Source organism: Pontibaca methylaminivorans, from assembly GCF_900156525.1.
Lineage (GTDB): Bacteria > Pseudomonadota > Alphaproteobacteria > Rhodobacterales > Rhodobacteraceae > Pontibaca > Pontibaca methylaminivorans.
In genome coordinates this window covers 1,936,617-1,962,539 of sequence record NZ_FTPS01000001.1, presented here as the reverse complement: position 1 = coordinate 1,962,539, position 25,923 = coordinate 1,936,617, and the positions used below count along the sequence as shown (strand labels likewise).

General features: G+C 66.6%; 29 protein-coding genes and 1 tRNA gene. 12 read left to right on the top strand and 18 right to left on the bottom strand.

Going from position 1 to position 25,923, the window contains the following annotated elements; all coding sequences use genetic code 11:
- The first annotated feature begins 55 nt into the window (after positions 1–55).
- On the top strand, positions 56–1,078 hold the full coding sequence (locus B0B01_RS09610; RefSeq protein ID WP_076649670.1) for an aspartate-semialdehyde dehydrogenase: 1,023 nt from the start codon (positions 56–58) through the stop codon (positions 1,076–1,078).
- A 73-nt stretch (positions 1,079–1,151) separates the two neighbouring features.
- Here the strand turns inward: B0B01_RS09610 and B0B01_RS09605 are convergent, their stop codons facing one another.
- A complete protein-coding gene (locus tag B0B01_RS09605; RefSeq protein WP_076649669.1) occupies positions 1,152–1,802 on the bottom strand; it encodes a carbonic anhydrase in 651 nt (216 codons plus the stop codon).
- A 154-nt stretch (positions 1,803–1,956) separates the two neighbouring features.
- On the opposite strand from B0B01_RS09605, the gene B0B01_RS09600 reads away from it, so the two are divergent.
- The 3 genes from B0B01_RS09600 (at position 1,957) to B0B01_RS09590 (ending at position 4,670) form a co-directional block, all read left to right on the top strand.
- Positions 1,957–2,337, top strand: a complete 381-nt coding sequence (locus tag B0B01_RS09600; RefSeq protein ID WP_076649668.1) for a hypothetical protein — start codon at positions 1,957–1,959, stop codon at positions 2,335–2,337.
- 95 nt (positions 2,338–2,432) lie between these two features.
- The gene (locus B0B01_RS09595) at positions 2,433–3,815 is read left to right on the top strand and encodes a leucyl aminopeptidase family protein (protein ID WP_076649667.1); all 1,383 of its coding nucleotides are present in this window, start codon (positions 2,433–2,435) and stop codon (positions 3,813–3,815) included.
- Positions 3,816–3,818: 3 nt separating this feature from the next.
- Positions 3,819–4,670 (top strand): C40 family peptidase, encoded by an 852-nt coding sequence (locus B0B01_RS09590; protein WP_327082988.1) that lies wholly within the window; start codon positions 3,819–3,821, stop codon positions 4,668–4,670.
- Here the strand turns inward: B0B01_RS09590 and B0B01_RS09585 are convergent.
- Positions 4,651–4,992 (bottom strand): DUF2794 domain-containing protein, encoded by a 342-nt coding sequence (locus B0B01_RS09585; protein WP_076649666.1) that lies wholly within the window; start codon positions 4,990–4,992, stop codon positions 4,651–4,653. The two genes, B0B01_RS09590 and B0B01_RS09585, sit on opposite strands and share 20 nt — an antisense overlap.
- 76 nt (positions 4,993–5,068) lie before the next feature.
- Entirely contained in the window at positions 5,069–7,264 is a 2,196-nt protein-coding gene (locus B0B01_RS09580; protein WP_076649665.1) for a primosomal protein N', read from the bottom strand.
- A gap of 142 nt (positions 7,265–7,406) precedes the next feature.
- Here B0B01_RS09580 and fsa point away from each other — a divergent pair, with 142 nt between their 5' ends.
- The 3 genes from fsa (at position 7,407) to B0B01_RS09565 (ending at position 9,843) form a co-directional block, all read left to right on the top strand.
- Positions 7,407–8,060, top strand: a complete 654-nt coding sequence (gene fsa / locus B0B01_RS09575; RefSeq protein WP_076649664.1) for a fructose-6-phosphate aldolase — start codon at positions 7,407–7,409, stop codon at positions 8,058–8,060.
- Between the two features lie 122 nt (positions 8,061–8,182).
- The gene (locus tag B0B01_RS09570; protein ID WP_076649663.1) at positions 8,183–8,899 is read left to right on the top strand and encodes a DUF484 family protein; all 717 of its coding nucleotides are present in this window, start codon (positions 8,183–8,185) and stop codon (positions 8,897–8,899) included.
- Positions 8,896–9,843 (top strand): tyrosine recombinase XerC, encoded by a 948-nt coding sequence (locus B0B01_RS09565; RefSeq protein ID WP_076649662.1) that lies wholly within the window; start codon positions 8,896–8,898, stop codon positions 9,841–9,843. The genes B0B01_RS09570 and B0B01_RS09565 overlap by 4 nt, the downstream gene beginning before the upstream one ends.
- A gap of 76 nt (positions 9,844–9,919) precedes the next feature.
- Here the strand turns inward: B0B01_RS09565 and B0B01_RS09560 are convergent, their stop codons facing one another.
- Positions 9,920–10,330: a SufE family protein gene (locus B0B01_RS09560; protein WP_076649661.1), complete on the bottom strand. Its 411-nt coding sequence runs from the start codon at positions 10,328–10,330 to the stop codon at positions 9,920–9,922.
- Positions 10,331–10,461: 131 nt separating this feature from the next.
- Between B0B01_RS09560 and B0B01_RS09555 the strand changes: the two genes are divergently transcribed.
- Positions 10,462–10,962 (top strand): hypothetical protein, encoded by a 501-nt coding sequence (locus B0B01_RS09555; RefSeq protein WP_076649660.1) that lies wholly within the window; start codon positions 10,462–10,464, stop codon positions 10,960–10,962.
- A gap of 54 nt (positions 10,963–11,016) precedes the next feature.
- On the opposite strand, the gene rnd is transcribed toward B0B01_RS09555, so the two are convergent.
- From rnd to purM, 3 genes are all read right to left on the bottom strand, one after another.
- A complete protein-coding gene (gene rnd, locus B0B01_RS09550) occupies positions 11,017–12,171 on the bottom strand; it encodes a ribonuclease D (protein WP_076649659.1) in 1,155 nt (384 codons plus the stop codon).
- A gap of 132 nt (positions 12,172–12,303) precedes the next feature.
- The gene (purN, locus tag B0B01_RS09545; protein WP_076649658.1) at positions 12,304–12,894 is read right to left on the bottom strand and encodes a phosphoribosylglycinamide formyltransferase; all 591 of its coding nucleotides are present in this window, start codon (positions 12,892–12,894) and stop codon (positions 12,304–12,306) included.
- Complete coding sequence (gene purM, locus B0B01_RS09540; protein WP_076649657.1) at positions 12,891–13,940, bottom strand: phosphoribosylformylglycinamidine cyclo-ligase; 1,050 nt, start codon at positions 13,938–13,940, stop codon at positions 12,891–12,893. The genes purN and purM overlap by 4 nt, the downstream gene beginning before the upstream one ends.
- Before the next feature lie 107 nt (positions 13,941–14,047).
- Here purM and B0B01_RS09535 point away from each other — a divergent pair.
- Positions 14,048–14,124: transfer RNA gene (locus B0B01_RS09535), tRNA-Ile, on the top strand.
- Between the two features lie 20 nt (positions 14,125–14,144).
- Here B0B01_RS09535 and B0B01_RS09530 read toward each other — a convergent pair.
- The 6 genes from B0B01_RS09530 to B0B01_RS09505 all read right to left on the bottom strand — a co-directional run bounded on the left by B0B01_RS09530 (position 14,145) and on the right by B0B01_RS09505 (position 19,474).
- Positions 14,145–15,257 carry a tyrosine-type recombinase/integrase gene (locus tag B0B01_RS09530; RefSeq protein WP_076649656.1) on the bottom strand — a complete coding sequence of 371 codons (1,113 nt, stop codon included), beginning with the start codon at positions 15,255–15,257 and terminating at the stop codon, positions 14,145–14,147.
- The gene (locus tag B0B01_RS09525; RefSeq protein WP_076649655.1) at positions 15,254–15,433 is read right to left on the bottom strand and encodes a hypothetical protein; all 180 of its coding nucleotides are present in this window, start codon (positions 15,431–15,433) and stop codon (positions 15,254–15,256) included. The genes B0B01_RS09530 and B0B01_RS09525 overlap by 4 nt, the downstream gene beginning before the upstream one ends.
- A 1-nt stretch (position 15,434) precedes the next feature.
- Positions 15,435–15,650, bottom strand: coding sequence for a phage head-tail joining protein (locus tag B0B01_RS09520; RefSeq protein WP_076649654.1), 216 nt, complete (start codon positions 15,648–15,650; stop codon positions 15,435–15,437).
- Positions 15,650–17,437, bottom strand: a complete 1,788-nt coding sequence (locus B0B01_RS09515) for a prohead protease/major capsid protein fusion protein (protein WP_076649653.1) — start codon at positions 17,435–17,437, stop codon at positions 15,650–15,652. The genes B0B01_RS09520 and B0B01_RS09515 overlap by 1 nt, the downstream gene beginning before the upstream one ends.
- On the bottom strand, positions 17,434–18,753 hold the full coding sequence (locus B0B01_RS09510; RefSeq protein ID WP_143733070.1) for a phage portal protein: 1,320 nt from the start codon (positions 18,751–18,753) through the stop codon (positions 17,434–17,436). The genes B0B01_RS09515 and B0B01_RS09510 overlap by 4 nt, the downstream gene beginning before the upstream one ends.
- A gap of 88 nt (positions 18,754–18,841) precedes the next feature.
- Positions 18,842–19,474: a MerR family transcriptional regulator gene (locus tag B0B01_RS09505; RefSeq protein WP_143733038.1), complete on the bottom strand. Its 633-nt coding sequence runs from the start codon at positions 19,472–19,474 to the stop codon at positions 18,842–18,844.
- A 51-nt stretch (positions 19,475–19,525) separates the two neighbouring features.
- Here B0B01_RS09505 and B0B01_RS09500 point away from each other — a divergent pair, with 51 nt between their 5' ends.
- Entirely contained in the window at positions 19,526–19,759 is a 234-nt protein-coding gene (locus B0B01_RS09500) for a hypothetical protein (RefSeq protein ID WP_143733037.1), read from the top strand.
- A 45-nt stretch (positions 19,760–19,804) separates the two neighbouring features.
- Here B0B01_RS09500 and B0B01_RS09495 read toward each other — a convergent pair whose 3' ends face one another.
- The 5 genes from B0B01_RS09495 to B0B01_RS09475 form a co-directional block, all read right to left on the bottom strand.
- Positions 19,805–21,583: a phage terminase large subunit family protein gene (locus B0B01_RS09495; RefSeq protein ID WP_076649649.1), complete on the bottom strand. Its 1,779-nt coding sequence runs from the start codon at positions 21,581–21,583 to the stop codon at positions 19,805–19,807.
- Positions 21,570–22,061 carry a DNA packaging protein gene (locus B0B01_RS09490; protein WP_076649648.1) on the bottom strand — a complete coding sequence of 164 codons (492 nt, stop codon included), beginning with the start codon at positions 22,059–22,061 and terminating at the stop codon, positions 21,570–21,572. Before B0B01_RS09490 ends, B0B01_RS09495 begins: the two co-directional genes overlap by 14 nt.
- A gap of 94 nt (positions 22,062–22,155) precedes the next feature.
- Entirely contained in the window at positions 22,156–22,422 is a 267-nt protein-coding gene (locus tag B0B01_RS09485; RefSeq protein WP_143733036.1) for a hypothetical protein, read from the bottom strand.
- 436 nt (positions 22,423–22,858) lie between these two features.
- Positions 22,859–23,710, bottom strand: coding sequence for a helicase RepA family protein (locus B0B01_RS09480; RefSeq protein ID WP_083946141.1), 852 nt, complete (start codon positions 23,708–23,710; stop codon positions 22,859–22,861).
- Positions 23,707–24,213 carry a hypothetical protein gene (locus B0B01_RS09475; RefSeq protein ID WP_143733035.1) on the bottom strand — a complete coding sequence of 169 codons (507 nt, stop codon included), beginning with the start codon at positions 24,211–24,213 and terminating at the stop codon, positions 23,707–23,709. The genes B0B01_RS09480 and B0B01_RS09475 overlap by 4 nt, the downstream gene beginning before the upstream one ends.
- Before the next feature lie 306 nt (positions 24,214–24,519).
- Between B0B01_RS09475 and B0B01_RS09470 the strand changes: the two genes are divergently transcribed.
- Both B0B01_RS09470 and B0B01_RS09465 read left to right on the top strand, forming a co-directional pair.
- Positions 24,520–24,987: a DUF421 domain-containing protein gene (locus B0B01_RS09470; protein WP_076649644.1), complete on the top strand. Its 468-nt coding sequence runs from the start codon at positions 24,520–24,522 to the stop codon at positions 24,985–24,987.
- Positions 24,988–25,145: 158 nt separating this feature from the next.
- Positions 25,146–25,862 (top strand): peroxiredoxin, encoded by a 717-nt coding sequence (locus B0B01_RS09465; protein WP_234967744.1) that lies wholly within the window; start codon positions 25,146–25,148, stop codon positions 25,860–25,862.
- Positions 25,863–25,923: the final 61 nt, after the last annotated feature.

The window sequence follows — 25,923 nt, the reverse complement described above, 5'->3', positions numbered from 1 at the left end:
GGCAGTATAGCACCGCCGCACGGCCGGAACTGCCGGCCAGAATCTGGAGTTTGAAATGGGCTATCGCATCGTCGTCGCGGGCGCCACGGGAAATGTGGGCCGCGAAATGCTGAACATCCTGGCTGAGCGCCACTTCCCGGTGGATGACATCGCCGTCCTCGCCAGCCGGAAGTCACTCGGGACCGAGGTCAGCTTTGGCGAAAAGACCCTCAAGACCCAGGATCTGGACACGTTCGACTTTGCCGGCTGGGACATTGCGTTTTTCGCCGTCGGCTCCGGCGCGACCGAGAAACACGCGCCGCGCGCCGCCAAGGCGGGCTGCATCGTGATCGACAACTCCTCGCTCTACCGCACCGACCCAGATGTGCCGCTCGTGGTGCCCGAGGTGAACCCCGAGGCCGTGGAGCAGTGCCACAAGAAGAACATCATCGCCAACCCCAACTGCTCGACCGCGCAGATGGTGGTGGCGCTGAAACCGCTCCATGACCGGGCCCGCATCAAGCGCGTGGTGGTCAGCACCTACCAGTCGGTTTCGGGCGCCGGCAAGGAAGGAATGGACGAGCTCTGGGACCAGACCAAGGCGATCTACAACCCGACCGCCGAGGTCAAGCCGAAGAAGTTCCAGAAGCAGATCGCCTTCAACGTGATTCCGCATATCGACGTGTTCCTTGACGACGGCTCGACCAAGGAAGAATGGAAGATGGTCGCCGAGACCAAGAAGATGCTCGACCCCTCGATCAAGATCACGGCCACCTGCGTGCGGGTGCCGGTCTTCGTCGGGCATTCGGAAGCGATCAACATCGAGTTCGAGGATTTCCTCGACGAGGACGAAGCCCGCGACATCCTGCGCGAATCGCCCGGCATCATGGTCGTGGACAAGCGCGAGGACGGCGGATACATCACGCCGGTCGAATGCGCGGGCGATTTCGCCACCTTCATCAGCCGCATCCGTCAGGATCCGACCATCGACAACGGCATCAACCTCTGGTGCGTGAGCGACAACCTGCGCAAGGGCGCGGCGCTCAACGCGGTGCAGATCGCCGAAACACTCGGCAAGCGGGTTCTGAAAAAGGGCTGAGGCAAACCGGGCCCGGGCCACGGAAACCAAGGCACTCTCTGCCCTCCGGCACGCAACCGGAGGGCACCTGCCGTCAGACCGGGGCGAACCGCCCGGTCGCGGGGTCGTAGCCTTCAAGCACGCCCTCGCCGATATTGATCCAGAGCCCGTGCAGGCTCAGACCGTTCTGTTCGACCGCTTCCTTGACGAAGGGAAAGGTCATCAGGTTCTCGAGCGACACGACGACGGTCTGTTTTTCCATCTCGCGCGCCTTCTGCTCCGGGTCGTCGATGTCCGCGACCTGCTCATAGCGCGGGCGCAGCATCTCCATCCAGCGGCCGGTGAAGCTGTCCTTGGATTCGAGTTCCGGCGCATTGCCCTCGCACATGTCGATACAGCCCTGTGCACCGCCACAGTGTTGATGCGCCATGACGACGATATGCGCCACCTTCAGCATCTTGACCGCGAATTCCACGGTCGAGCTGGTGCCGTGCTGCTGCCCGCCGACCTCATAGGGGGGGATCAGGTTGGCGATGTTGCGGTGAACGAAGAATTCACCCGGATCGGCCCCGAAGATCTGGGTTGCCTCGACCCGGCTGTCGCAGCAGCAGATGATCATCGCACGCGGATGCTGACCATCATCGGCAAGGCGGCGATACCAGACCTCGTTCTCCTTGAATGCAGTCGCCTTCCAGCCATGATATCGCTGCGCGAGATAGCCCGGCAGGGGTTTCGCGTATTTCATCCCGGATGTCCTCATGTGGTGATTTCCGCGCTCTTGTTACAGTGGATAAAGATCAAATTCGAGAGAGATCGCACGCCCGCCGCAACCTTTCACCAATCTCCTGCCATGATTGTCGTGATCCTGCTAAACCGGGAGAAAGCAAAGGAAGGCCACGATGATCAGACTGCGCGAATTCTATCGCGAGGAGCATATCCGGCTCGAACCGGACCGACTCACCCATCTCTGCCGCGAGATGGGCGCATTCGGCGCGGATGATCTGCTCTGCCGCGCGGTGGAGGAACTCGCGCTGCGGCTCGAACGCTGCGAACGGCTCTGGCGCGCGGGCGACTGCACGGAACTGCGCCGCTGCGCGCGCTCGACCATCGGCATCGCGGAACAGATCGGCATGGTGTCGCTGGCGCGGGTGGCGCGCGACGTGGTCGATTGCGCCGACCGGCGCGATCCGGCCGCGCTCGGCGCCACCGTGGCGCGGCTGGCCCGGATCGGGGAGCGCTCGCTTTCGGCGGTGTGGGATTCGCCGGGCCTGCCGGGCTGAGCGGCCTTGCAGCCCCGGCGCGCGGGCGTAAGGTGCGGCCAGACCGATCATCCGGCCCAGACCACCAGGCCCAGACCATCAGACGGAGCGCGCCCATGTCCCTCAGCCTGTTTTCCTCGGATCCCGAATCCCTGCCCCTGCATGTGATCGAAACCGCCGCCCTGTCGGGCTGGCTGAGCGATCAGGCAGAGGATGTCGGAACCTGGGTGCGGGCCAACGGCTTCCGGGGCAAGCTGGGCGAAGCGCTGCTCGTGCCCGGCGCGGGCGGCCGCCCGGCCATGGCGCTGGCCGGCTTCGGCAGCGCCGAGACCCGGGCAAGGGGGCGTTTTGCCCTTGCCGCCGCCGCCGCGCGCCTGCCCGAAGGCAGCTATCGCATCGTTTCGGGCCTGCCCGAGGCGGCGCGCAGCAACGAGGCGCTCGGCTGGCTGCTGGCGGGCTATCGCTTCGACCATTATGCCGAAGGCGACAGGAAACGGCGCCAGCTGGTCGCGCCCGACGGGGTGAATGCGGCGCGGCTTCAGACCATCGCCGCCGGCGAATGTCTGGCCCGCGATCTGATCAACACGCCGGCCTCGGACATGGGCCCGGCCGAGCTCGAGGCGGCGACGCGCAACCTCGCCGCCCGCCACGGGGCGCATGTCTCGGTGGTGACGGGCGACCATCTGCTCGACCACGACCTGCCGCTGATCCATGCCGTGGGGCGGGCCGCCGCCGGGGCTCCGCGCCTCATCGACATGTCCTGGGGCGAATCGGGGCCGGCGCTCACGCTGGTCGGCAAGGGCGTCTGTTTCGACACCGGCGGGCTGAACCTCAAGCCCGGCAGCAGCATGGGCCTGATGAAGAAGGACATGGGCGGGGCGGCCAATGTGCTCGGGCTTGCGCATATGATCATGGCGCTCGGCCTGCCGCTGCGCTTACGGGTGCTGATCCCGGCGGTGGAAAACAGCGTTTCGGGCAGTTCCATGCGTCCGGGCGACATCCTGACCTCGCGCAAGGGGCTGACGGTCGAGGTGAACAACACCGATGCCGAAGGGCGGCTCGTGCTGGCCGATGCGCTCGCGCTCGCGGCCGAGGATGCGCCGGATCTGCTGGTCTCCATGGCGACGCTCACCGGCGCGGCGCGGGTCGCGCTCGGCCCGGACATTGCCCCGTTCTTCACCGATGACGACACCGCCGCGCAGATGCTTGCCGATGCGGGCGAAAACGTCGCCGATCCGGTCTGGCGCCTGCCCTTCCATATGCCCTACGAGGCCGAGATCGAACCCGGCATCGCCGATCTCGACAATGCGCCCTCGGGCGGTTTCGCCGGCGCGATCACCGCGGCGCTGTTCCTGCGCCGCTTTGCCGGCAGCGGGCGCTATGTGCACTGGGACATCTACGGCTGGCAGCCGAAACCCGCCCCGGCGCGACCCAAGGGCGGGGTCGGTCAGGGAATCCGCGCAATGTTCGACGCGCTTCCCGGCCTGCTCGGGCTCTGAGCAATGGTGCTGCGGGATCGTCGTCTGACCCCCGTCAATCCACGGGTCGCGGCCGCGCATCTGGCCTCTGAATTTCTGGACCGCCGCGCCGTTCGGGGCGAGCCGATGCAGGTTGCGCGCCCGCTTGTCGATCTGTGCGACGCGCCCAACGGGGCACGCGCGCGACAGCTTCTTCTCGGTGATTTCGTCCGGGTCCACGAGTATCGCGCCGGCTGGGCCTTCGTTCAGGCGCAGAAGGACGGCTACGTCGGATACCTGCCCGATGCCGCGCTTTCCCCGCGCGAGGCCCCGAGCCACTGGGTCGCCGCCCCGGCAACCCATGTCTATCCCTCCCCCGGCATCAAGACGCGCGAAGGCTTCGCGCTGTCGCTGGGCGCGCGCGTCACAGTGCGATCGGAACGGGGCGGGTTCGTTGAGACCGGCGCCGGGTTCATCCCTCGCGCCCATCTGCGCAGGATCAATGACCGCCCGCATGACTGGATCGAGGTCGCCCGGTCGTTCCTGCACACGCCGTACCTCTGGGGCGGCAACAGCAGCGCCGGAATCGACTGTTCGGGGCTTGTGCAGGCGGCGCTGCTTGCCTGCGCGATTGCCTGCCCGGGAGACAGCGACCAGCAGCAGCGCCTGGGGTCGGAAGTGCGGGGTCCGCTGCGGCGCGGGGATCTCGTGTTCTGGAAGGGCCATGTCGGGCTGGTCGCCGGGCCGGACCTGCTGCTTCATGCCAACGCCCATCACATGGCGGTGACGGAAGAGCCGCTTGCCGCGGCTTGTGCCCGGATCCGCGCGGCCGGCGGCGGCCCGATGATCGCGCGGCGCCGGCCGCGCGGATCCCAGCCTATTCCACCGCGCGGATAAGCTTGCGTTCAAGCACGCGCAGCACCGTTTTCAGATCATGTCCGCGGCGCAGGATGCGCCCGTCCATGCCCACGACCGCATATTGCCCCTGCCGGCCGGCAAGGCGCGGGTGCTTTTCGATCCGGTAGAGCGGATGCTCGGCGCTGCGGCGGAAGACCGAGAACACCGCCATGTCGCGCAGGCAGGAGATGCCGTAATCGCGCCACTCCCCCGCCGCCACCATCCGCCCGTAAAGCGGCAGGATCACGGCCAGTTCGCTGCGGTGGAAGGCCACGGCCCCCTCGGCGGCGGAAAAGGCAAGATGCGACGGCGGGCTGCTCATATCCCCATGATTTGCCGCAAAAGGCGGCGGAGGCAAGCAGGCTTTGTGCCGCGCCGCCTGCCCTGCCCGAACCCGCCTACATGAAGCTCTGCGGGTCTATATCGACGGCAAGGCGCAGATCGCCCTTTGTCCGAACCGGCGCGATCCAGCGGCGCAGCGCCTGCTGAAACGGCACGCCCTTCGCCGCCCGGACCAGCAGGCGCACCCGATGACGCCCGCGCAGCCGGGCGACAGGCGCGGGCGCCGGCCCGTAGACCTCGGCCCCGATCTCGCGCAGCGCCCCGTCGGCGCGGGCAAGGCGGTTGCCAAGCTCCATCACCGCGCCCAGATCCTTGCCCGAGAGGATGATCCCCGCCATGCGCCCGAAGGGGGGCACGCCCGCCGCGTGGCGCGCCTGCGCCTCGGCGCGCCAGAAGCCCTCCTCGTCGCCCGAGAGGATCGCGCGGATCACCGGGTGTTCGGGCTGAAAGGTCTGGAGCAGCGCAAGCCCCGGCCGCTCGGCCCGGCCGGCCCGGCCGGCGACCTGCCGCATGAGCTGAAACGTGTGCTCGGCCGCGCGCAGGTCCGACCCCTGAAGCCCGAGATCGGCATCAATCACCCCGACAAGCGTCAGCAGCGGGAAATTGTGCCCCTTGGCGACAAGCTGCGTGCCGATCACGATGTCGGCCCCGCCCGCCGCGATCGATTCGATCGCCGCCTTGAGCGCGCGTGCCGAGGCGAAAAGGTCGGAACTCAGCGTCGCGATCCGCGCCTGCGGAAACAGCGCCGCCGCCTCTTCCTGGAGCCGCTCGACACCGGGGCCGACCGGCGCCATCCGCCCCTCGGCCCCGCAGGACGGACAGATGACCGGGATCGGGCGGGTCGCGCCGCACTGGTGGCACATCAGCCGGTTCAGATGGCGATGTTCGACCATGCGCGCATCGCAATCTTCGCAACCGACCTGCTGGCCGCAGGCACGGCAGAGCGTGACCGGCGCATAGCCGCGGCGGTTCAGGAACAGCATCGCCTGTTCGCCCTGCTCGATCCGCTGCTCGAGCGCCGCGCCGAGCGCCGGGGAAATCCAGCGCCCGGCCTGCATCGTCTGGGCGCGCATGTCGATCGCGCGCATCTCGGGCATGAGCGCGCGCCCGAACCGCGTGGCAAGGTCGAGGCGCGCGTATTTTCCGGCCTCGGCATTCACCCAGGTCTCGAGGCTCGGCGTTGCGCTCGCCAGCACCACCCGCGCGCCGCAGATCGAGGCGCGCAGCACCGCCATGTCGCGGGCATTGTAAAGCACGCCCTCTTCCTGCTTGTAGGATCCGTCGTGTTCCTCATCGACCACCACAAGGCCAAGGTCGCGAAACGGCAGGAACAGGGCCGAACGGGCCCCGACCACCAGTTGCACCCCGCCCTGCCCGGCCATGCGCCAGATCCGGCGCCGCTCGCTCATGGTGACGCCCGAGTGCCACTCGGCCGCACGGGCGCCGAAGCGCGCCTCGACCCGGGTCAGGAACTCGCCCGTCAGCGCGATTTCGGGCATCAAAACCAGCGCCTGCCGCCCCTGGGCGAGCGCCTCGGCCACCGCCTCGAGGTAAACCTCGGTCTTGCCCGACCCCGTCACCCCCTTGAGCAGGGTCGTGCCGTAACCGCCCTCGCGAATCCCGGTCCTGAGCGCCGCCGCCGCTGCCGCCTGATCCGCGGTCAGCGCCTTTCCCGGCCGCGCCGGATCAAGCCGCGGAAAGGGCAGATCGCGCGGCGCGTCCTCTTCGATCAGCGCGCCCGAGGCGACAAGCCCCTTCACCACCGAAGGGCTGACCCCGGCAAGCCGCGCAAGCTCATGCAGCGTGAAGGCCAGCCCGCCGTGTTCCGCCGCCGCGTCGATCACCCGCGCCCGCGCATCGGTCATCCGCCCGGGCCGGCCCGGACCCGGGCGATAGACGCGCCGCATCGAGGGCGGATCGCCAAGCCCCGGCGCGCGCGTCGCCAGCCGCAGCATCAGGGGCAGCGGCGTCAGCGTGTATTCGGCGGCGCGCTCCAGAAACAGGCGCAGTTCCTCGCGCATGGGCGCCACGTCGAGCACGCGCAGCACCTGTCGCAGACGTGCGGGGTCGAATCCGCCCGCAGCCGCCCCCCAGACGACACCGATGACCTTGCGCGGGCCAAGCGGCACCTCGACGAAATCGCCCCGCCGGCAGCCGCCCTCCGGCGCGCGGTAATCCAGCACGCCATCCAGCGGCTGCGCGGTCAGGACGCCGACCCGGGCGCCCGTTTCAAAATAATCCGGCCCCGCCATGGCACACCTTCGGGTTTCAGGGGTTCCCGCCTCATGCCCCATCAGCTAAAGCCATGAGGAGCAGAGGCCAAGCCGGCATCGGGCACAATATCGCGCGCCCCGGAGGACCGACCGGCCCCCAACCCGGAAAGGAACCCATGCCATGAAATTCTTTGCCGATACCGCCGACATCGACGCCATCGCCGAACTGAACGAACTCGGCATGCTGGACGGCGTGACCACCAACCCCTCTTTGATCCTGAAATCGGGGGGGAACATCGTCGAGGTCACGAAAGCGATCTGCGACATGGTGGACGGCCCCGTTTCGGCCGAAGTGGTCGCGACCGAAGCCGATGCCATGATCGCCGAAGGCCGCAAGCTGGCCGCGATCGCCGACAATATCGCGGTCAAGGTGCCGCTCACGTGGGACGGGCTGCACGCCTGCCGCACGCTCAGCAACGACGGCTTCCTGGTGAACGTGACACTGTGTTTTTCCGCTGCACAGGCGCTGCTCGCGGCCAAGGCGGGGGCGGGGTTCATCTCGCCCTTCATCGGCCGGCTGGATGATATCAACCTCGACGGGCTCGAACTGGTCCGCGATATCCGCCAGATCTATGACAACTACGGCTACGAGACCGAAGTCCTCGCCGCTTCGATCCGCAGCGTCAGCCATGTGACCGAATGCGCCCTGATCGGTGCCGACGTGATCACCGCCCCGCCTGCGGTGATCCGCCAGATGGCCGCGCATCCGCTGACCGACAAGGGGCTCGCCGCCTTCCTGGCCGACTGGGAAAAGACCGGGCAGAAAATCCTCTGACCGGGTCTTTCCGGCAACTTTTCCCGGCAATGTCCTCCGGCGCCCGCGCGGTTTTTCCGACGCGGCGCCGGAATTCGTGCTAGAAGGCGGAAAATCAACCGCAAAGGCATGACGAGGCAGTGATGAGCAGCAGCCCCGAACTTGACGAAACCCTCCGCCAGGCGATTCTCGCCCGACCGGATGCCATTCTCGAAGACCCCGACGTGATGCAGGCGCTGGTCGCCGCGAACGAGCGCGCCATGGGCAGCAACATCGTCGATCTGCGCGCGATCGCCATGGAGCGGCTCGAAACCCGGCTCGGCCGGCTCGAGGACACCCACCGCTCGGTGATCGCGGCGGCCTATGACAATCTCGCCGGCACGAACCAGATTCACCGCGCGATCCTGCGCCTGCTGGAGCCCGGCGATTTCGAAAGCTTCCTGCGCAACCTGCGCGAAAACGTGGCCGATATCCTCTGCGTCGATGCGGTCACGCTGGTGCTCGAATCCCGACCCGATCCCGAACGGGACGAGGGGCGCCTCGCGGATGTGCTGATGCTCGCCGATCCGGGCACCTGCGCGGGCTACATTGCCGGCGGGCGGGGCGGCACGCCGCGGCAGGTCACCCTGCGGGCACCCGCGGGCAGCGACGCGTTGCCGGACGGCGCGATCCACGGACAGACCACGCAGCGGATCCGCTCCGAGGCCTGCCTGATTCTCGACCTCGGCAAGGACCACCTGCCGGGGATGCTGGTGCTTGGCGCATCGGATGCCGAACTCTTCTCGCCCGATCAGGGCACCGATCTGCTCGGCTTTTTCACCGGCGTCTTCGAGCGCGTCCTGCGCCGCTGGCTTGCGTGATCGACATCTCCCCCGCCTGCCGCGATGCGCTCGAACAATGGCTCGAGCGCAAGCGCAGCCTCGAGGGCGCGGCCGAAAATACCTGCCTTGCCTACCAGACCGACCTGCGTGATTTCCTCGCCTTCCTGACCGCACACCGGGGCGGTCCGCAGGCGCCGGTCGCGCTGGGGCGGATCACCACCCCCGAGATGCGGGCCTGGATGGCCCATCTGCGCGGCACCGGCGCCTCCTCGCGCAGCCTCGCGCGCAAGCTCTCGGCGGTCAAATCCTTCTGCCGCTGGCTGGCCGAGCGCGAAGGGTTCGAACCGACCGCCGTGCTCAGCGCCCGCGCCCCGCGCTTCCAGCGCAAGCTGCCCCGCCCGCTGGCCGAGGGCGACGCCCGCAACCTGCTCGAAACGGTGCGCGAACAGCCCGCCGCCGCGTGGATCGGGGCGCGCGACAGCGCCGTTCTCACCCTGCTCTGGGGTTGCGGGCTGCGCATTTCCGAGGCGCTCTCGCTCCGGGGCGCCGACGCGCCCCTGCCGCGGACCCTGCGCATCACCGGCAAGGGCGGCAAGGAACGGGTCGTTCCCGTGCTCCCCGCCGCGCGCGAGGCGGTCGCGGCCTATGTCCGGCTCTGCCCGCACCCACTCACTGAAGACGGGGCGCTTTTCCGCGGCGCGCGCGGCGGCGCGCTTTCGCGGCGACTCGTGCAGAAAGCCATGGCAGAGGCGCGCACCGGGCTCGGCCTGCCGGCAAGCGCCACGCCGCACGCGCTGCGCCACAGCTTCGCCACCCATCTGCTCGCGGCGGGGGGCGATCTGCGCGCGATCCAGGACCTCCTCGGCCACGCCTCGCTCTCGACCACCGAGGCCTATACCAGCGTCGACACGGCCCGCCTGCTCGAGGTCTATAACGACACCCACCCGCGCGCCGGCACAACCGCCCGGTCTTCTTCTGGCTGAAATATCCCGGGGGAGTCGCCCGAAAGGGCGACGGGGGCAGCGCCCCCCGGGCAACGAACGCAACCGTTCCCGCCGCTCAGACCTTTTCCTGCGCCACCAGCCCGATGCGTTCCACCATCGAGCGCAACCCGTTCGAGCGCTGCGAGGACAGATGCTCGTTCAGTCCCAGCCGCTCCAGTTCGCGGCGCGCGTCCACCCCGGGCACCTCCGCCACCGGAAGCCCGCAGTAAAGCGCGCGCAGCACCGCGATCAGCCCGCGCACGATCAGCGCATCGCTGTCGCCCCGAAAGCTGAAGATGCCGCTCTCGATCTCCGGGTGCAGCCAGACCTGGCTCACGCAGCCATCGACCTTGGTCGCGGGAACCTTCAGCGCCTCGTCGAGCGGCTCCATCGCGCGGCCAAGCTCGATCACGTGCCGGTAGCGATCCTCCCAGTCGGGCAGGAACTCGAAATCCTCGACGATTTCCTCGAATGCGGCGCTGGCCATCGTGCAATCCCCTTGTCTTCCCCTCCCGAGCTATGCCTCGTACCCGCCGGAGTCCAGTGGTCCATGAATGCTTTTCAACCGAGCGTGAATGCGCTAACCGTGACGAAACCAATTCCGAGGGCAGCAGGCGCATGTACAGACCTCTGGCAGTTCTTCTGATCGGTTCGCTGGCGCTTGCCGGGTGCAATTCGCGGCTGAATCCGGCCAACTGGTTCGGATCGGGCCGAAGCGTCCCGGTGCAGGGCAGCGCCGACAATGCGCTGATCCCCGAACAGCGCCCGGGCCTGCTCAGCCGCCGCGAGGCCCCGGACCTTTCGCAGCCGATCGCGCAGGTGAGCGAACTCGTGGTCGAACGCAAGCGCGGCGGCGCGATCCTGCGCGCAACCGGCCTTGCCGCGCGGCAGGGCGCGTTCGAGGCGCGTCTGGTCCCGACCGATCCGGAGCTGCGCCCCGACGAGACCGCGACGCTGACCTTCGATTTCCTCGTGGTCTATCCCGAAGGCGACACCGAAACCGGCAGCCCCCATACGCGCAGCATCACCGCCGCCTACAGCCTGACCGACCACCAGCTTGAAAACATACGCGCAATCCGGGTGCGCGGGGCCGAAAACGCCCTTGAATCGCGCCGCTGAAACCCGCCGCCCGGCAGGCCCGGCCGCGCAGATCGGCGGGCCGGCACGAGCGCCTTAAAGCTGCACCACCTGCACCGCGTTCCCGTTCGCGGCAAGCGCGATCTCGCCCTCGCAAAGCCGCAGCGCATCGGCACCGAAGACCTCGCGCCGCCAGCCGCTCAACGCCGGGATGTCGCGTTTTCCGGCCGCGATCGCATCCAGATCCGAACTCGGCGCGATCAGCCGCGCGGCCACGCCCGAGCTTTCGGTCTTTGATTTCAGCAGCACCCGCAGCAGGTCGGCCAGCGCCGGATTGACCTGCAGCCGCTCCTTCACCGCCTCGTCCTTCGGCAGATCCTCGGGCGGACAGGCCATGCCGCGTTCCACCGCCGCCAGGATGCCCTCGGCGATCTCGCCGCGGCGCGCCTCGCGCAGCAGCAGCCGCAATCCGCCCAGATCGGCCGGCGTGCGGGGCTTTGCCGCAGCGATTTCAAGCAGCGCGTCGTCCTTCATGACGCGGCTGCGCGGAATGTCCTTTTCCTGCGCATGGCGCTCGCGGAAAGCGGCAAGCTCGCGCACGATCGCCAGGAACCGCGGCGTATGGTTGCGGGTCTTGATCCGGCGCCACGCATCCTCGGGGCGCGTCCGGTAGGTCTCGGGGTCGGTCAGGCTCCCCAGTTCCTCGGCCACCCAGCGGCTGCGGCCGCTGCGTTCGAGTTCCATGGCCAGCCACTCGTAGATATCGCGCAGATGGGTCACGTCGGCCAGCGCATAGACCTTCTGCGCCTCGCGCAGCGGACGGCGCGACCAGTCGGTGAACCGCGAGGACTTGTCCACCTTTTCATGCGCGATCCGGCGCACGAGGGTCTCATAGCTGACCTGATCGCCGAAACCGCAGACCATGGCCGCAACCTGGGTGTCGAACAGCGGCCGCGGCAGCACATCCGCATCGACCCAGAAGATTTCGAGATCCTGACGCGCGGCATGGAATACCTTGACCACGTTTTCATCGCGGAACAGCTCATAAAGCGGGTCGAGCCGGATTCCATCGGCCAGCGGATCCACGAGAACGGCATCCCCCGCGCTGCCGGGCATGGCAAGCTGCACGAGGCAGAGCTTCGAATAATAGGTGCGCTCGCGCATGAATTCGGTGTCGACAGTCACATAATCCTGCGTCCGTGCCTGCGTGCAGAAAGCGGAAAGGTCGTCGGTCGTGGTGATTGTTCTCATCGGCAATTTCGTTTCTTGCTTATCATGTCCGCGGGCGGCGGCAGAATGGCGTTGCAGATGCCCCCGCCCGGCAGGTGCTCCGTATTTATGCTGCCCGGCGCGTTTTTGAAAGCGCGCCGTCGCGTTAACGGCTCAGCCGGGCCCAGTGCAGCGGCCGCGGGCAAAGCGTTCGAGCACCGCCGGGTAAAGACGGTGCTCCTGCGCCAGCACCCTCGCAGCGAGCGTCGCGTCCGTATCCTCCGCCAGGACCGGCACCCGCGCCTGCCCGAGAACCGGCCCCGCATCCAGATCCTCGGTCACCAGATGCACGGTGCAGCCATGTTCCGCCTCGCCCGCCGCAAGCGCACGGGCATGGGTATCGAGCCCGCGGAACTTCGGCAAAAGCGAGGGATGGATGTTCAGCATTCGCCCCTCCCACTGCCGGATGAAACCGGGGCTGAGGATGCGCATGAACCCGGCCAGGCAGATGATGTCGGGCTGCGCCGCCTCGAGCGTATCCAGAAGCGCCGCTTCAAATCCCGCGCGGTCCCCCGCGTGATCGCGCCGGTCAACCACGGCGACCGGCACGCCGAGCGCGCGCGCCTTCGCAATCCCGCCGGCATGGGGGTCGTCCGCAAGCACGAGACAGGGGCGCGCCGGATGATCGCCGGTCATGCTCTCGACCAGCGCCACCATGTTCGAGCCGCTGCCCGAAATCAGGATCGCGACGCGCCTTGCGCTCACCGCAGCCGGCCCGACAGCGAAAGCCCGGCCCCCTCGGTCACCTCGCCGATGACGCGGACCTGCTCGCCCGCTTCGGTCAGCAGGTGGGCAAGCGCCTCGGCACGTGATGCGTCCACCGCAAGCACCATGCCAATGCCGCAGTTGAAGGTCTTGAGCATCTCGGCCTGCGCGATCTCGCCGCTCTGCGCAAGCCAGCCGAACACGGGCGCGGGCCGCCAGGCATCAAGATCGATTCGCGCGCCCAGGCCGTCGGGCAGCACCCGCGGCAGGTTCTCGACCAGCCCGCCGCCGGTGATATGAGCAATCGCCCGCACGCCGCCCGCGCGGATCGCCGCCAGCACGGGTTTCACGTAAAGCCGCGTCGGCCGCAGCAGTTCCGCACCCAGCAAGCCGCCCCCGAACGGCGCCGGATCGCCCCAGCCGAGCCCGGCCCGTTCGACCACCCGGCGCACGAGCGAAAAGCCGTTCGAATGCACCCCGCTGCTTTCCAGCCCGAGCAGCACATCGCCCGCGGCGACCCCGGCGGGCAGTTCACTGCCCCGCTCAAAGGCACCGACGGCGAAACCCGCAAGGTCGAAATCACCCGCCGCATACATCCCCGGCATCTCGGCGGTTTCACCCCCGATCAGCGCGCAGCCGGACTGCTCGCAGCCCCGCGCGATGCTTTCGACCACCAGCGCCGCGCTTTCGGTCTCGAGCTTGCCGACCGCGAAATAATCCAGAAAGAACAGCGGCTCCGCGCCCTGGCAGATCAGATCGTTCACGCACATCGCCACAAGGTCGATGCCGATGCCTTCCACGGTCCCGGTGTCGATCGCGATGCGCAGCTTGGTGCCGACCCCGTCGGTCGCGGCGACGAGCACCGGATCGCGATAGCCCGCCGCCCGCAGGTCGAACAGCGCCCCGAACCCGCCGAGCCCGCCAACGACGCCGCTGCGCAGCGTGCGCTTCGCCGCCGGTTTGATCCGCTCGACCAGCGCATTGCCGGCGTCGATATCCACTCCCGCCCCGGCATAGGTCATGCCGCCCTTGCCTGCCGTCGTCATCGCCCGATCCTCTCCGCAGCCGCTGCTGCGCGGGGTAGTCGATCGCGCGCGCTCTTGCAACGTGGAGTCTTGACGGGACCGTGCATGGTGCTACGCAGCCTGAAGGCGGGCCTGTAGCTCAATTGGTCAGAGCAGAGCGCTCATAACGCTTTGGTTGGGGGTTCGAGTCCCTCCGGGCCTACCATGACACCTTGTAAAGCCATGTTATTCCTTTCGTTTTGCATCTGATTTGCCCAACCCTTCACCGGGGTTGGACAAGTTATGTTCGCTTTTCGCCCCGCCAAGCCGGGCAAGCGCAGACGTGCCAAGCTTCGCCCTGTTCGCCTTGCGAACGTAAACCGCGGCCTGCTTGGTGTCTTCATGGGCGAGGAAAGAGGCGATTTCCCATTCCGTCGCACCATGTTCGGCAAGCCGGGTCGCACCCGCCTTGCGAAGTCCGTGAATATTGGCACTGTCGGCCGTCACATTGGCTTGCACTGCCTTCGCCTTAAACCAGCCACCGAAGCCCGCCGGGGTCCGGGCCGCGCCCGCCTGCGTCGGCAAGAAGAGCATTTGGGTGCGTGGCACCTTGGCGAGCTCTTCGGCAAGCTCGGGCAGGATCGGCAAGTCAGCCTCCACGCCGGTCTTCCCGCGCTTATAGGTGATACGCCCGCCCTTCACGTTCTGCCATCCAAGCTTGGCAAGGTCTTGACGCGCCGCGCCTGTGTTTAGCGCCAGCAGAAGAGCAAGGCGGGCCTGGGTGCCAGAGTCGTGGCGTTTCAGGAAGCGTGCAATTTCCGCATCCGTCCAAGTATGATAGCCGTCGCTCTTGTGTTTCACGCGATCTGTAGCGCGAACAGGGTTCGCCGCGATCAGCTCAAGACGGATCGCGTAATTGAACAGAAGAGACATATTCTTGCGCACGCGATTCTGCGCGGCAGGGCCGTCCTTTTTGTCCATGAGGGCTTCAACGTGGCGCCCGCGAAAGCTGGCAACGGGCAGATCACCCGCATCGGCGCCGCCTTCATCCTTCGTATGGCGCAGCCAGTCCAATTCGGCCCGTAGGGTCTTGCGGGTGCTTGGCGCCTTCTGCGCATGGCGCGGCGAAGCGAGATAATGCGTGATCAACCAGCCTAAGGAGCCATGCGGCCAACGCGCGATCGGAGTCGGGGTTTTCGCCTCGAGCTGCGCCGCCTCATAGGCAGCGCGGAATTCGGCGGATGCGTATGCACCCGGCAGATAGCAGGAAAAGCCCTTGCGTCTAAATCGCCACCGCACTTTCCCATGGCGGTCGGGGGCGCGGGTCACACCGGGAAAAGGATTGCGGCGCCGCGTCATTTCAGCAGCCTGTCGCAGGGGTTAGAGCCTTCGTCCGGGCCAGCATCGGGCGTGAAAATGCGCACCGTGCCGTCGCGCGCCACCTCGATCTTCGACACGATCACACCCGCCGCCGAAGCGGCTTTGAGGTAGCGTGTTAGGTCGGATTGCTTCACGGTCGCGGCACGGTTCGCCATGTCATAGCCCCTTCGAGCTTGAAAACATCACGGTGGCGGGGCGCGGGGTCGAGGCGCTGCGAATGCGGCGTTCGAGGTCTGCGATAGCCGCTGCCATTTCAGCGTCGTTCGCGTATTCAACGCGCCTGCCTTCATACATCGTAACGCGGACGCCGCGCGCGCGAGCCCGGATAAGCTCGTCGCGCAGCTCCACCATATCCTCGGTCCCCAGTGCCATCAGCCAACCCGGAACCAGCCGCGATGGTCCAGCCATCCGCAACCAAAGTCGAGGCGCACCTTCATCTGCACCCCGTCTACCTCGAATCCCACCTTGGTCTCGATCTGCGGGCCGGGCGCTCCTTCGAGGTAGCTGTACTCGAGCCCGTCAATCAGGTCGGGATCGGCCACAACATACCATTGTGAATCGGATGTAAGGCGAGGCTCCACCACCAATGACAAAGCCGAGAAGGGGTTGGTTTCGTCGGTATTGGTTGCCTGCACCTCGGAAAGGGCCTGTTCCATCGTGGTTTCGAGGTCAGGCGGGACCAGAACGAAGCGCGGGGTCACGTCGATCAGCATTCCCGAAAGGCCGGTCTGCTTTCGCATCGCCAGACGGGCGGCGGAAAGGTCTGCCTTGATCGCGTCGAGGACGGTAACTCCCTCGCCGGTCGAGGTCGCGGCCTTTTGGTTGTCGTGCCCGGCCGCGGCGAAGACGGCCACCCCGTCGCTCATCAGCGGGTTCGCCGCTATCTTAGCGGCGAGTTGCATCGCCTCGAAGGCACTGGCGGCAGTGCCCAAGCGCCCCGGGATCGTCGTGAAGGCGCCAAGGTCATCGTTAACCAGTGCCTGCCGCGAGATTCCGAAAATCTTGCCGAAGGTTTCGAGGCTGTAGAGCTCGGCCGATTCGTCCATCGTTCCGTGTTGGAACTCGCCCCCTTCGAGAACCTTTTCCAGTTCCGGGGCTTCGTCGAACATGATGGAACGTTTCGGACGAAAATCGCGGATGGTCCCTTGCCGGGCAAGCTGCCGGATGCCGGACGGCGCGGCCTGATAGGCCCGGCGCAGCTCACGCCCGACTGCATCGCCCAGGATCAGCGGGAAGTCGGACGTGGTATGCAGTGCCCGCGTGATCAGGGTTTCCGTCGCCGCGCCCGTCATCGAAACCCCGACGCGACGCAGACAGTCGCGCGCAAGGTCAACGGTCGTCATGTAGGCGAAGGGCCGGGCGGCATCGGAAAGGGTATGTCCGGGATGCGCCCGCGCATACAGGGCTTCGCCCGCCCGCGCGGCTGTCACCGTCGGGTCGGTATGGTCGAAGGCGATTTCGGCCCGCGTCGTGCGGGTCGTGGCCTGCACGCTCCGCGTGCGCATCGCCTCGAAGGCTGCGGCGCGCGCATCCTCCGGGGTCGCATCGGCGTCGATCTGTTCATCCGCCCATGCGCGGGACAGGCCCGCCGTCTCGGCGATGGTCCGGATCTCGGCGTTCGCCTGGGCGCGGGTCTGCCGCGCCGTCTCGGCCGGGCGTTCGGCCGTCTGCTCTTGGGTATCCATCTGGTTGCCTCCATGACGGAAATGTGCGCCCGGATCGGCCGGGACAGGAACGATGGAAACCTCAAGCGGCGTCCACCGGGTTGCGGTGCGGATGCGGCGGTCGCCGTCACGCGCCTCTTTCCACTCGGCCACGCTGTAGCCGATGCTCAAGCCGCGCAGCGTGCCGTCGCCGATATCGGCCAGTACCGCCTGCGCAGCCTCGTTGCTGCGAAACCGGATGCGGACCCAAAGCCCTTCCCGGCGTACCTCGGCGGCGTCAATCACTCCGAGTTGATCGCGCGTCGAGCTTGCTCGGTGCGCATCGAGCACCGGCCCGCCGATCAGGCGCGAGAGGTCGGCGCCGCGCAGGTCCAGCCGCTCGATATAGCCGGGCCGGGCAGTCTCGGCGCCGGTCGAGACAATCGCCTCGATGGTGCGGGCCTGCGGGTCCAGCGTTGCTGGATGCGGCGTCACCGCGCGCAGGTGAATGGTCATGCTGTCGCTCCTTCGCCTGCGCGGCTCGCATCGCGGGCGAGCTCTTCGTCCAGGTCGTCAATGTCCCGGCCGCGCCCGGCCACCACCTCCTCGCGGGATTTCAGGCCCGCGCCGATCGCCGCAATCTCGGCCTCGATTTCGTTGCGCGGATCAACCCAGGCCCAGCCCGGCCCGACGAAGCGGACATGGCGATAATCGGCGAGATCTGCGCCATCGGCCCGGATCGTGCCTGCAAGGGCTTGCGTGTCGATCCACCGCCGCCACAAGGGGCGCAGCACCTGGGCTTCGATCAGGTTCTTCTGCATCATCTCGGCACGGCGCCGGAATTCGAGAAGACCCACGCGGGCGGAAGAATAATTCGCCTCGCCAAGATCGCCGGTCAGGGCCTCGAAGGTCAGGCCAACACCGGCCGCGATTTCCCGATCCTGCGCCCGCAGGAATTCCACCGCCTGGGCAAGCCCCTGCCCGGGCTGCGAGAAGGTCACATCGGCACCGGGCGGAAGGATGCGCATCGCGCCGGGCTCAAGGCTGACATTCACCTGCGCCCCCGATGCGCCATCATCGAAGCCCGCCGCGCCGCCTTCGGGATCGCGGACGAAGCCGGTGATCAGGCTCGCCGTCTTGAGCTGCATCAGTAGCGCATCGCTTGCTTCGTCGCGGTCGCGCAGTTTCAGCAGGACCGGGGAAAGCCATGACAGGCCGCGCACCTGCCCGGGAAACAGCAGGTCAAAGGTGTGGATCATGTCGGCGGCGGGCACGCGCACCGTCTCCCCGAAGGTCGAGAAGGGCGCGCCGGGCGCCTCGCGCAGAACGTGGAAGGCCACCACGCGGTCGGCGGCGTCATATTCGATGCCCGCCACGATCCGGGCGCCGCCGCCCAGCTCGCGCGTCAGGGCTGGGTCAACCTGATCGGCCGGGATCAGCTTGAGGCGCAGCCCGCCATCGTCTTCGGTGACAACCTGCAAGAATGCTTCGCCGTCGCGCACCAGGGCGCGGGCGAGCGGCGTCAGGATCGGGTTGGCCATCGCCTCGAAGTCATCGTTGAGGCGGCGACGAATACCCGGGGCGGGATGCTGGCTGCGCGCCTGATACCCGCGCCCGATCATCGCGCTTGTCCAGGCTTCCACAATCCTATTGCCGTAGGCCGTATTGAGGTAGAGTGCGGCCGCGCGAGCCTTCGCCGGGCCGCGCGCCCCAAGCGCCGCCTGTTGCGGGGTGCCCAGCATCGGCGTGCCCTGCCATCGCCGCCCGCCGCCGCCCGCCTCGATGCCGGAACGCTTCGAGGCCGGGCGCAGGATACGGTTGATCGCAGACATGAAGGTCACTCTGCTACCTCCAGCACTTCGTGCGCGCGGAGGCGGCGAGCTTCTGCAACAAGTCGCTGAGCAAGGACTGCGATATGGATCATTCGCCCGTCTCCTTTTCCACCTGCACTTCGAGAAGCGACAAGAACGTCTGTCTGAGAATAACGCCAAGGTTGATCACGGAAAAAGCGGAGACATCTGCATAGGTGTCGTTAATACGCTCGTTCATCTCAGCATTGAACGCCTCCCCCATTATCTCAATCTTGGCTCGCCATTGCCCCTCCTCGTTGCGCCAAAAGAAGAGAAAGCGATCCGACATGAATGTTGTGTCGGAGAAATAGGGAACTCCCTCCACGTTGGCCCATTCATCCATCAGCATTTTGGCTGAGATAAGCATCCCGGCTTCTGCGGCGTCGTGGCCCAAGTCGCATTTCAGCAAGCGCGCATAGACGCCGATGGTGATCGCCTCGAAGTCAGTAAAGCGCCGCCAGCCGCCTTCCCGCTTGGCTTGTCGCAGGGTGTCGAAGGCTTCGGACCGTAGCCAGGTCCGCAGAGTCTCCCGCGGCACATCGGCTATGCGAGCGATCTCACCGACCGTCATCGGTCTGTAGCGGCCATGTCCTTCCGGCGGTCGGGTCATCAGTAGGTCATCCAAAAGTGTTGTGTGCTCACCATATGCACAAACAGGTGAGAGCACAACACTTTTATTGACGGCTGAGTTCGTATCGTTCAATGTGCGGCGCCGGGGAAGTCCAACCAATCTCGAGAAAGAAAGGCGGGTCAAATGGATGACAGGAAAAAGACTTACAATTCGGCCGCATGCATTTTGGAAGTGATGGCCGAAAATCTGGCATACAATCTGGAACTCCTATCGACCACGGGTTCCAAGGAAAAAGGCATCCTCCTGTCTCCAGAAGATGCAACCGATTGGATAGAAAACCTGACGGTTGCCGCCGATCTGCTACATCAAATCTCGGAGAATAACGCGCGCCCGTCATCGACCGAGTACAACAAATAGGAACGGTTCGCCGGTTCCTGTGCGGTCTTGGGCTTGCGCTAAGAGTCATCCCGCCATCCACGACGATTTTAGAATGGGTGCTGGACGCGCGGCCGGGGGCGCGGCAAGCGCCAGCTCGGCCCGCCGCGCGGTCCAGTCCGGGTTGATGATCGCGCGTGCGGCGTGTGCATAGACCAAACAATCGAGCCCTTCGGCCCTGCGCCCCGGTATCCGCTCGAAGCTCCGAACGGGCTGCCCGCGCCGATAGCGCACCACCGCGCGTTCGCTAGCTACCTGTTCGAACCAGACTTCGGGCAGATCGCCCGACAGACGGATGGACTCGCCCCGCGTCAGGCGCGCGAAGAGCTGCATCTTCGCAGTGTCCACGCCCACGATCCAGAGGCGCGCGCCGGTCTTCGTCTTCGAGCCTGCGCGCTCGATCAGCGGCCGGTTGCCTGCCGCGCCCTTGATCGCCAGCACCCTCCGCCGTGTCCTCGGCGTGCAGAATGCGGTGACTGTGTGCATGGTGGTTCCGTCACCTGCGTCGATCGCCGCGGCATCAATGCCTATCCGCCCGCCCAAGGCGTGCGGGAAGCGGGCGCGCAGCAGATCGCTAAGCTCTTCCCATGTCTCGCCCGCATCCCATGCGCCCCATATGACGCGGTGCCCAAGGACGAAGGCGCAACCGGACTCGGACCACCCAACGAAGGTCAGCTCCAGGCGGTCGTGCTGCACATCGCAGCCCGCGGTCAGGGCGAGCACGTCTTCCGGCACCGCTTCCAGCCCCCAGGGCTCGCCGCGCGCGGCAAGGTCGGCCTCTTCGATTTCTTCGCCCTCGCCCCTCCAGCCTTGACCAAGGATCGTGTTGACGAAGGTCTGCAGCGTGGTCGGATCGGTCTTCGCCGTCAGGAATTCCGTCGCCAGCTTCGACCACGCCGCATTCGCGTGCAGGCTTACCAGGGCGTTGAGGCGGAAGCCCGCGTGTCCCTGCACCTCGGGGCGTGTCGGACGCCAGCAGCCTTGCGCAACTATTTCCGGCTTGCGCCGCTCGGGAACCAGCGTGCCGCAGCTCGGGCAACACCAGGCGGCTTCATCGGGCCGGCCCTCGGGCCACCGGATCGACTCCCACAGGATTTCCGAGAAATCGCCGCAATCCGGGCACGGCACCTCGAAGATACGCCCATCGGACTGCGCCCAGGCGCGCAGGACGTGCGAAGTTTCCTCATGCACAGGGGTCGAGCCCAGCACGATCTTTCTGTCAGGAAATGACAAGGTGCGCCGCTCGGCTAATAGGATCGGAGAGCCCTCGGCCGTCGCCTCCATGCCGTCAGCTTCATCAATGAAGAGCACGCGCACATTGTGCCGTCGCAGGTTCCGGGGTGCCTTCGCGGCCACCACCTTGAGGCTTCCGCCCGGGAAGCGGCGGCTCAACAGGGTGTTGCGCTCGCCCTCTTCCCGATCATCGGCCAGCGCATCGGCAACCGCCTTCGAGGCGGCGAAGATCGGCTCGATATCGCTCACGACATAATCGCGGCAGTCGGCTTCGGCCGGCAGAAGGCACAGGATCGGCGCAGGCTCGTTTGCGACGAAGGACGCGACGGCAGAGGTTAGAAGCGTCGTGAAGCCCACGCGCACCGGCTTGACCAGCGTCACGCGCTCCACCAGCGGGTCGCCTATCGCATCCGCAATTTCACGCTGGAACGGCCACAGGCGCACCGGGCCGGGCTGCGCGCTCACGCCTTCGGGCAGAACAATTTGCGATTCGATCCATTCTGACAGGCGCAGGCGCGGCGGAGGGACCAGGGCGCGCAAGGCGCCGCGTTGAATATCCTCAATCGTCGGCATGGCCCAGCTCCGTCAGCGCCGCTCGCAATTCGCGGTCGATCATCTCCACATCAGTCGGGGCGAGAGTCTGCGAAGCCTGCACCCGTGACGGCACAGCGAGGATGCGCGCCCGCACCTGCCGCAACACGTCGCCCCATGCGCGTTCCACATCGGCAGCTGCCACCAGCTCGCCCCGTTGGACCGCGTTCTTCATCTCCACCGCCTCGGCCTGCGCCCGCGCCAGCCGCGCCCGCTCGCCTGTCAGGGTCAGCGTCTCGGCTTCGCCGCCCCGCCCGCTCGCAATGCCGCGAAGATGCGTCACATAGTTGCGCACCGTCTCCTCGAGGTCATAGGCATCATGCCCGAGATGAACGGCAATACCGCGCTTCTTGAGTTGGGTCAGCATCCCGGAAGACAGGCCCAGCAGCTCGCACAGGTCTTTCCCGCCGATGCGGTGCAGGCGTTCGCCGTCCAAAGCCAGTTCATCCAAGATGCGCAAGTCTCTTATCCCCTTGATTTTATTTGCACAGGATGAACTTTCGGGCAAAGCCGCCCCGCATACCTCGAGCGCAGGAAGGACCCGTGGCGGGCCATCAGGCGTGCCCTTCAGGTGCTGCGACAGCGAGCGACAGCGCCTTGAGCGAAGGCAGGGTGCGCACCCGCGCCGCGGCGCGCTCGCAGCTCGCCGCCGTCACCGGCCCGCCCATCGTCGTCACCATCATCGTCACGATCTGCGCGTGCGCGCCGGCAAGAATCGCCTCGACGGGCAAGCCGCTCTCGTCGGCAATGCGAAGAAGCGCCTCGGCGATCAGCGTTGCGGCCTGCTCGGCCTGCTCTGTCTTGTTGGTCTTCTTGGTCATCGTCATGTCCTTTCGTTGTCAGTGGGTCGGAACGTGTCGTGCCAAGACACGCGGGCCGCAGCGCTCAAACGGAGCGCCAATGGGTGTAATCGGCGGGCGGGCCGTGGTTGCCCTGTCAGGGGTTGGAGGAACCCCCCTTTAGGGGGGGTCCTCCACCCGGCCCGTACGCCGGCCATACTGTTGATTTTATGCGGTTTTCTCATCGTCTCAACAGCCTCTCGTTTCATCAGGCAAGCCGATATCGTTCGCAGAAACGCTGCGCTCATAGGTGTGGTCGCGTGGCCATCGCTCCACGGTTCTGATGCGGTTTCAGTGCTGGCCGGTTTTCGGGGGCGACAGCCGCGCCGGACATTCGTCAACGGGGAGGCCATTTCCGGCGTACGGCGCGTTGCGTCGAAGGCCGGGCTGTTCCTGAAAAGTGGTCAGCGGTGAATGATCAGGCAGGCCCTCCCTCGGTTTCGTGAACAACGGTGCAGCTGGTGACCTGGTCACCGTCGCTGTCAGTGCCGAGCACCTCGCGCTGCAATCTGAAATCGACCTCAAGCCCGCCCGGCATGTCGCGCTGCTTCGTGGTCTTGGCGCGCTTGTCGTACGGCATCAGGTCATCGTCCTTGGCGGTCAGCTGGATTTCCGTGTCCACCGCCGCCCGCAGGCTCGAATGACCGCGTGCGCCTCGCGCCGTGTCCTTGCCGGTGTGGTGCACGATCATGACATGCGCGCCGGTCGCTTCCTTGATGCGATCCACGTTCTTGACCAATTGGCCAATGTCAGCGGCGGCGTTCTCATCGGCATCGCCCATGACGCGGGCCATCGTGTCGATGACGATCAGCGAGAACTCCCCGACTGTTTCGGACAGGGCATGCACGGCCTCGACCAGGCCGGGACCATCGCTGCTCCGACCGGTGAGCGTGATTGCGCCTTGCAGGACGTGGAAACGCGCTTTGCGGGCCACAAGCCGGTTGTCGAACATCGCCCCGCCCTCGGCGGCAACGTAGAGCACGTTGCCCTTCCGCACGCGATGGCCCGCCCATGGCAGGCCCTCCTGCACATGGTGCGCAATGTCGATGGCCCAGAAGCTCTTGCCAACGTTCGGCTCGCCATAGACGACGCTGACCGCGCCCTGATCGAGCCAGCCCTTGACCACATAGGGGCGATCAATCACCACATCGACGCGATCCGCAGGCACGATCCGGGACAGGATCGCTTGCGCGTGATGCGAAAGCGGGCGGCGGCTGAAGGGGGTCGGGTTCCGCAAGGCAGAGTGATTATCCTTAACGCCTCTGGTCATGCTGCCGCCCTCGGGCTGACGTGTTGCAGGAAAGAGGCGCGGTCGGTCTCGTCCAAGCTTTCAAAGGCGGCGAGCGCGAATGCTTTTCGCTCCGTGCGGCTCGCCAGAGACGCCCAGAGGCGCGCCTCGGCCATGTCGCCAAGGAAAGCCGGCAGAGGGGCACCAGCGGCATCCAGAGCCGCCGCAGCAACCCGTTCGGCCTGCTTCGGCGCAAGACGGGCCAGCGCCGCAAAAGCAAGTCCCGCGCGCTCGGTTTCCGTCAGGTGGCGGGCCGCGAGTGCTCCGAAGGCTGCCCATGCGTCGGCATCGCCGAGCGCGAGCGCGAGTCCGAGCACATGAAGCGCACGTCGATGACCGGGCTGCACATGGTCGGTTGCGCTTCCGCCCGTGGCCGGCGTATACTCGCTCCTAGAGCAACTATACGCATCGCTCGAATGTTCAGCCCCGGTTGCGCCCGCCAGCGCGCCGGGGTTTTCTTTTTCCAGCTTGCCCCGGTTGGACACTCGCGGAAATTCCCCTGCATTCTCAATGAGGGTCGAATCCCGTGTTGGACTGCCCAAGCTGTTGTTTTTTCGAGCAGGTAGGGCCACCTCCGGGCCTACCACGCACGACGTGTTCAGACGCTATTTCAACGCATTGGCCCATCGCGTGCCCCGCGCCGGGACCATCCGGGGAAACCTGCACCCGGATCCGGCTGGTTGCGCCCGTGTTGTGACGCGACGACACCGCCGGCGCAGGCAGAGGGCGGCCGGGGGAACCGTCGGGGGCCGGTTCGGTTTGAGCATAGGCATCACCGGAAGGCACCTGCCATGTTCGAGCTTGAAACACCGTTCTTTGAACTCGTCGCGCGTGGCGCGTTCCTGTTCATCCTGTTCATGGTGCTTTTCCGGCTGCTCCCGCGGCGGACGGGCGGGGAACTGGCGCCTGTCGACCTCGTGTTCCTGCTCCTGATCACCGAGGCGGCGTCGCACTCGCTCGGTGATTACAGTTCCCTGTCCGACGGGGTGGTGGTGATCGTGACGTTGCTGATACTCAATCACTTCAGCAATCGGCTGGTGCTCCGGTTTCCCTGGTTCGAGCGCATGACGGCCCATGCCCCGCTGCAGATCATCAAGGACGGCGAGACGATACCGCGCAACATGAAAAAAGAGCTGCTGACACCCGAAGAACTGATGAGTCACCTGCGCATTCACGGCATTGATGACATCTCCAAGGTGAAATCCTCTTATGTGGAGGGCGACGGCCGCCTGAGCGTGCTCAAGAAGGACGAGGAGTGACCGGGTCATGCCCGGACGCGGTCGTTTCAGGTATATGGACACCTGTATATGGACGCGGGCGGTCGCCCGTCCGGAGCCATCGATGCCACCGAACCCCTGCCCCGGCGGATCGGGCCGGCGAGGGCGCAAATGACCGGCGCCGGCAAATGACGCGCTGAATGGCCCGCTCGCCGTCATCAGGTGGTCGAGATTTCCCGCGCCTGCTGCCACCACCGGGCGGGCTATCCGGCGGCGGTCCGGGCCCGCAATCCGAAGGCTTGCGGCGAGGACCGCAACCGGGCATTCCTGCCCGCAGGACAGGAGGCGGCGCAATGGAGAACCCGGCGGGAGTGGACTGGTCCCGGATTCCTGTACCGGTCGAGGACGGTCTGGCCGCGCATCTGCCGGGCATGACGCTTCCTTCTGTCCGGCTTGCCGGCACGGACGGAAGCGTGGTGGACCTTTCGAAGCTCCCGGGGCGCAGCGTCATCTATATCTATCCGATGACCGGGCGCCCCGACATTCCGGCGCCGGACGGCTGGGATACCATCCCGGGGGCGCGCGGCTGCACCCTGCAGTCCTGCGCCTTCCGCGATCATTTCGCCACGCTTCGCGACCTTGGCGTCAGGCATCTGTTCGGCCTCTCGGTGCAGGGCACCGCCTACCAGAAGGAAGCCGCCGACCGTCTCCACCTGCCGTTCCCGCTCCTGTCGGACGAGGGCTTTGCGCTGGCAGGGGCGCTTAAGCTGCCGACCCTCACGGTTCACGGCCAAAGGCTGTTGAAGCGCATGACGATCGTGGCGAAGGACGGCCGCATCGAGCATGTCTTCTATCCGGTGTTTCCGCCGGACCGGAATGCCGACCGGGTGATTGAATGGCTGCAGGACAATCCATGAATCCGGCCGCCCCGGCATCCGGTCGGAACTCTGGTTTTCATATGCGGGGCGCGGCACCACC

Coding starts and splice junctions, on each gene's coding strand:
- B0B01_RS09610 (WP_076649670.1), top strand. CDS start 56: ATGGGCTATCGCATCGTCGTCGCGGGCGCCACGGGAAATGTGGGCCGC.
- B0B01_RS09605 (WP_076649669.1), bottom strand. CDS start 1,802: ATGAAATACGCGAAACCCCTGCCGGGCTATCTCGCGCAGCGATATCAT.
- B0B01_RS09600 (WP_076649668.1), top strand. CDS start 1,957: ATGATCAGACTGCGCGAATTCTATCGCGAGGAGCATATCCGGCTCGAA.
- B0B01_RS09595 (WP_076649667.1), top strand. CDS start 2,433: ATGTCCCTCAGCCTGTTTTCCTCGGATCCCGAATCCCTGCCCCTGCAT.
- B0B01_RS09590 (WP_327082988.1), top strand. CDS start 3,819: ATGGTGCTGCGGGATCGTCGTCTGACCCCCGTCAATCCACGGGTCGCG.
- B0B01_RS09585 (WP_076649666.1), bottom strand. CDS start 4,992: ATGAGCAGCCCGCCGTCGCATCTTGCCTTTTCCGCCGCCGAGGGGGCC.
- B0B01_RS09580 (WP_076649665.1), bottom strand. CDS start 7,264: ATGGCGGGGCCGGATTATTTTGAAACGGGCGCCCGGGTCGGCGTCCTG.
- fsa (WP_076649664.1), top strand. CDS start 7,407: ATGAAATTCTTTGCCGATACCGCCGACATCGACGCCATCGCCGAACTG.
- B0B01_RS09570 (WP_076649663.1), top strand. CDS start 8,183: ATGAGCAGCAGCCCCGAACTTGACGAAACCCTCCGCCAGGCGATTCTC.
- B0B01_RS09560 (WP_076649661.1), bottom strand. CDS start 10,330: ATGGCCAGCGCCGCATTCGAGGAAATCGTCGAGGATTTCGAGTTCCTG.
- B0B01_RS09555 (WP_076649660.1), top strand. CDS start 10,462: ATGTACAGACCTCTGGCAGTTCTTCTGATCGGTTCGCTGGCGCTTGCC.
- rnd (WP_076649659.1), bottom strand. CDS start 12,171: ATGAGAACAATCACCACGACCGACGACCTTTCCGCTTTCTGCACGCAG.
- purM (WP_076649657.1), bottom strand. CDS start 13,940: ATGACGACGGCAGGCAAGGGCGGCATGACCTATGCCGGGGCGGGAGTG.
- B0B01_RS09530 (WP_076649656.1), bottom strand. CDS start 15,257: ATGACGCGGCGCCGCAATCCTTTTCCCGGTGTGACCCGCGCCCCCGAC.
- B0B01_RS09525 (WP_076649655.1), bottom strand. CDS start 15,433: ATGGCGAACCGTGCCGCGACCGTGAAGCAATCCGACCTAACACGCTAC.
- B0B01_RS09520 (WP_076649654.1), bottom strand. CDS start 15,650: ATGGCACTGGGGACCGAGGATATGGTGGAGCTGCGCGACGAGCTTATC.
- B0B01_RS09515 (WP_076649653.1), bottom strand. CDS start 17,437: ATGACCATTCACCTGCGCGCGGTGACGCCGCATCCAGCAACGCTGGAC.
- B0B01_RS09510 (WP_143733070.1), bottom strand. CDS start 18,753: ATGTCTGCGATCAACCGTATCCTGCGCCCGGCCTCGAAGCGTTCCGGC.
- B0B01_RS09500 (WP_143733037.1), top strand. CDS start 19,526: ATGGATGACAGGAAAAAGACTTACAATTCGGCCGCATGCATTTTGGAA.
- B0B01_RS09495 (WP_076649649.1), bottom strand. CDS start 21,583: ATGCCGACGATTGAGGATATTCAACGCGGCGCCTTGCGCGCCCTGGTC.
- B0B01_RS09485 (WP_143733036.1), bottom strand. CDS start 22,422: ATGACCAAGAAGACCAACAAGACAGAGCAGGCCGAGCAGGCCGCAACG.
- B0B01_RS09480 (WP_083946141.1), bottom strand. CDS start 23,710: ATGACCAGAGGCGTTAAGGATAATCACTCTGCCTTGCGGAACCCGACC.
- B0B01_RS09470 (WP_076649644.1), top strand. CDS start 24,520: ATGTTCGAGCTTGAAACACCGTTCTTTGAACTCGTCGCGCGTGGCGCG.
- B0B01_RS09465 (WP_234967744.1), top strand. CDS start 25,146: ATGGCCCGCTCGCCGTCATCAGGTGGTCGAGATTTCCCGCGCCTGCTG.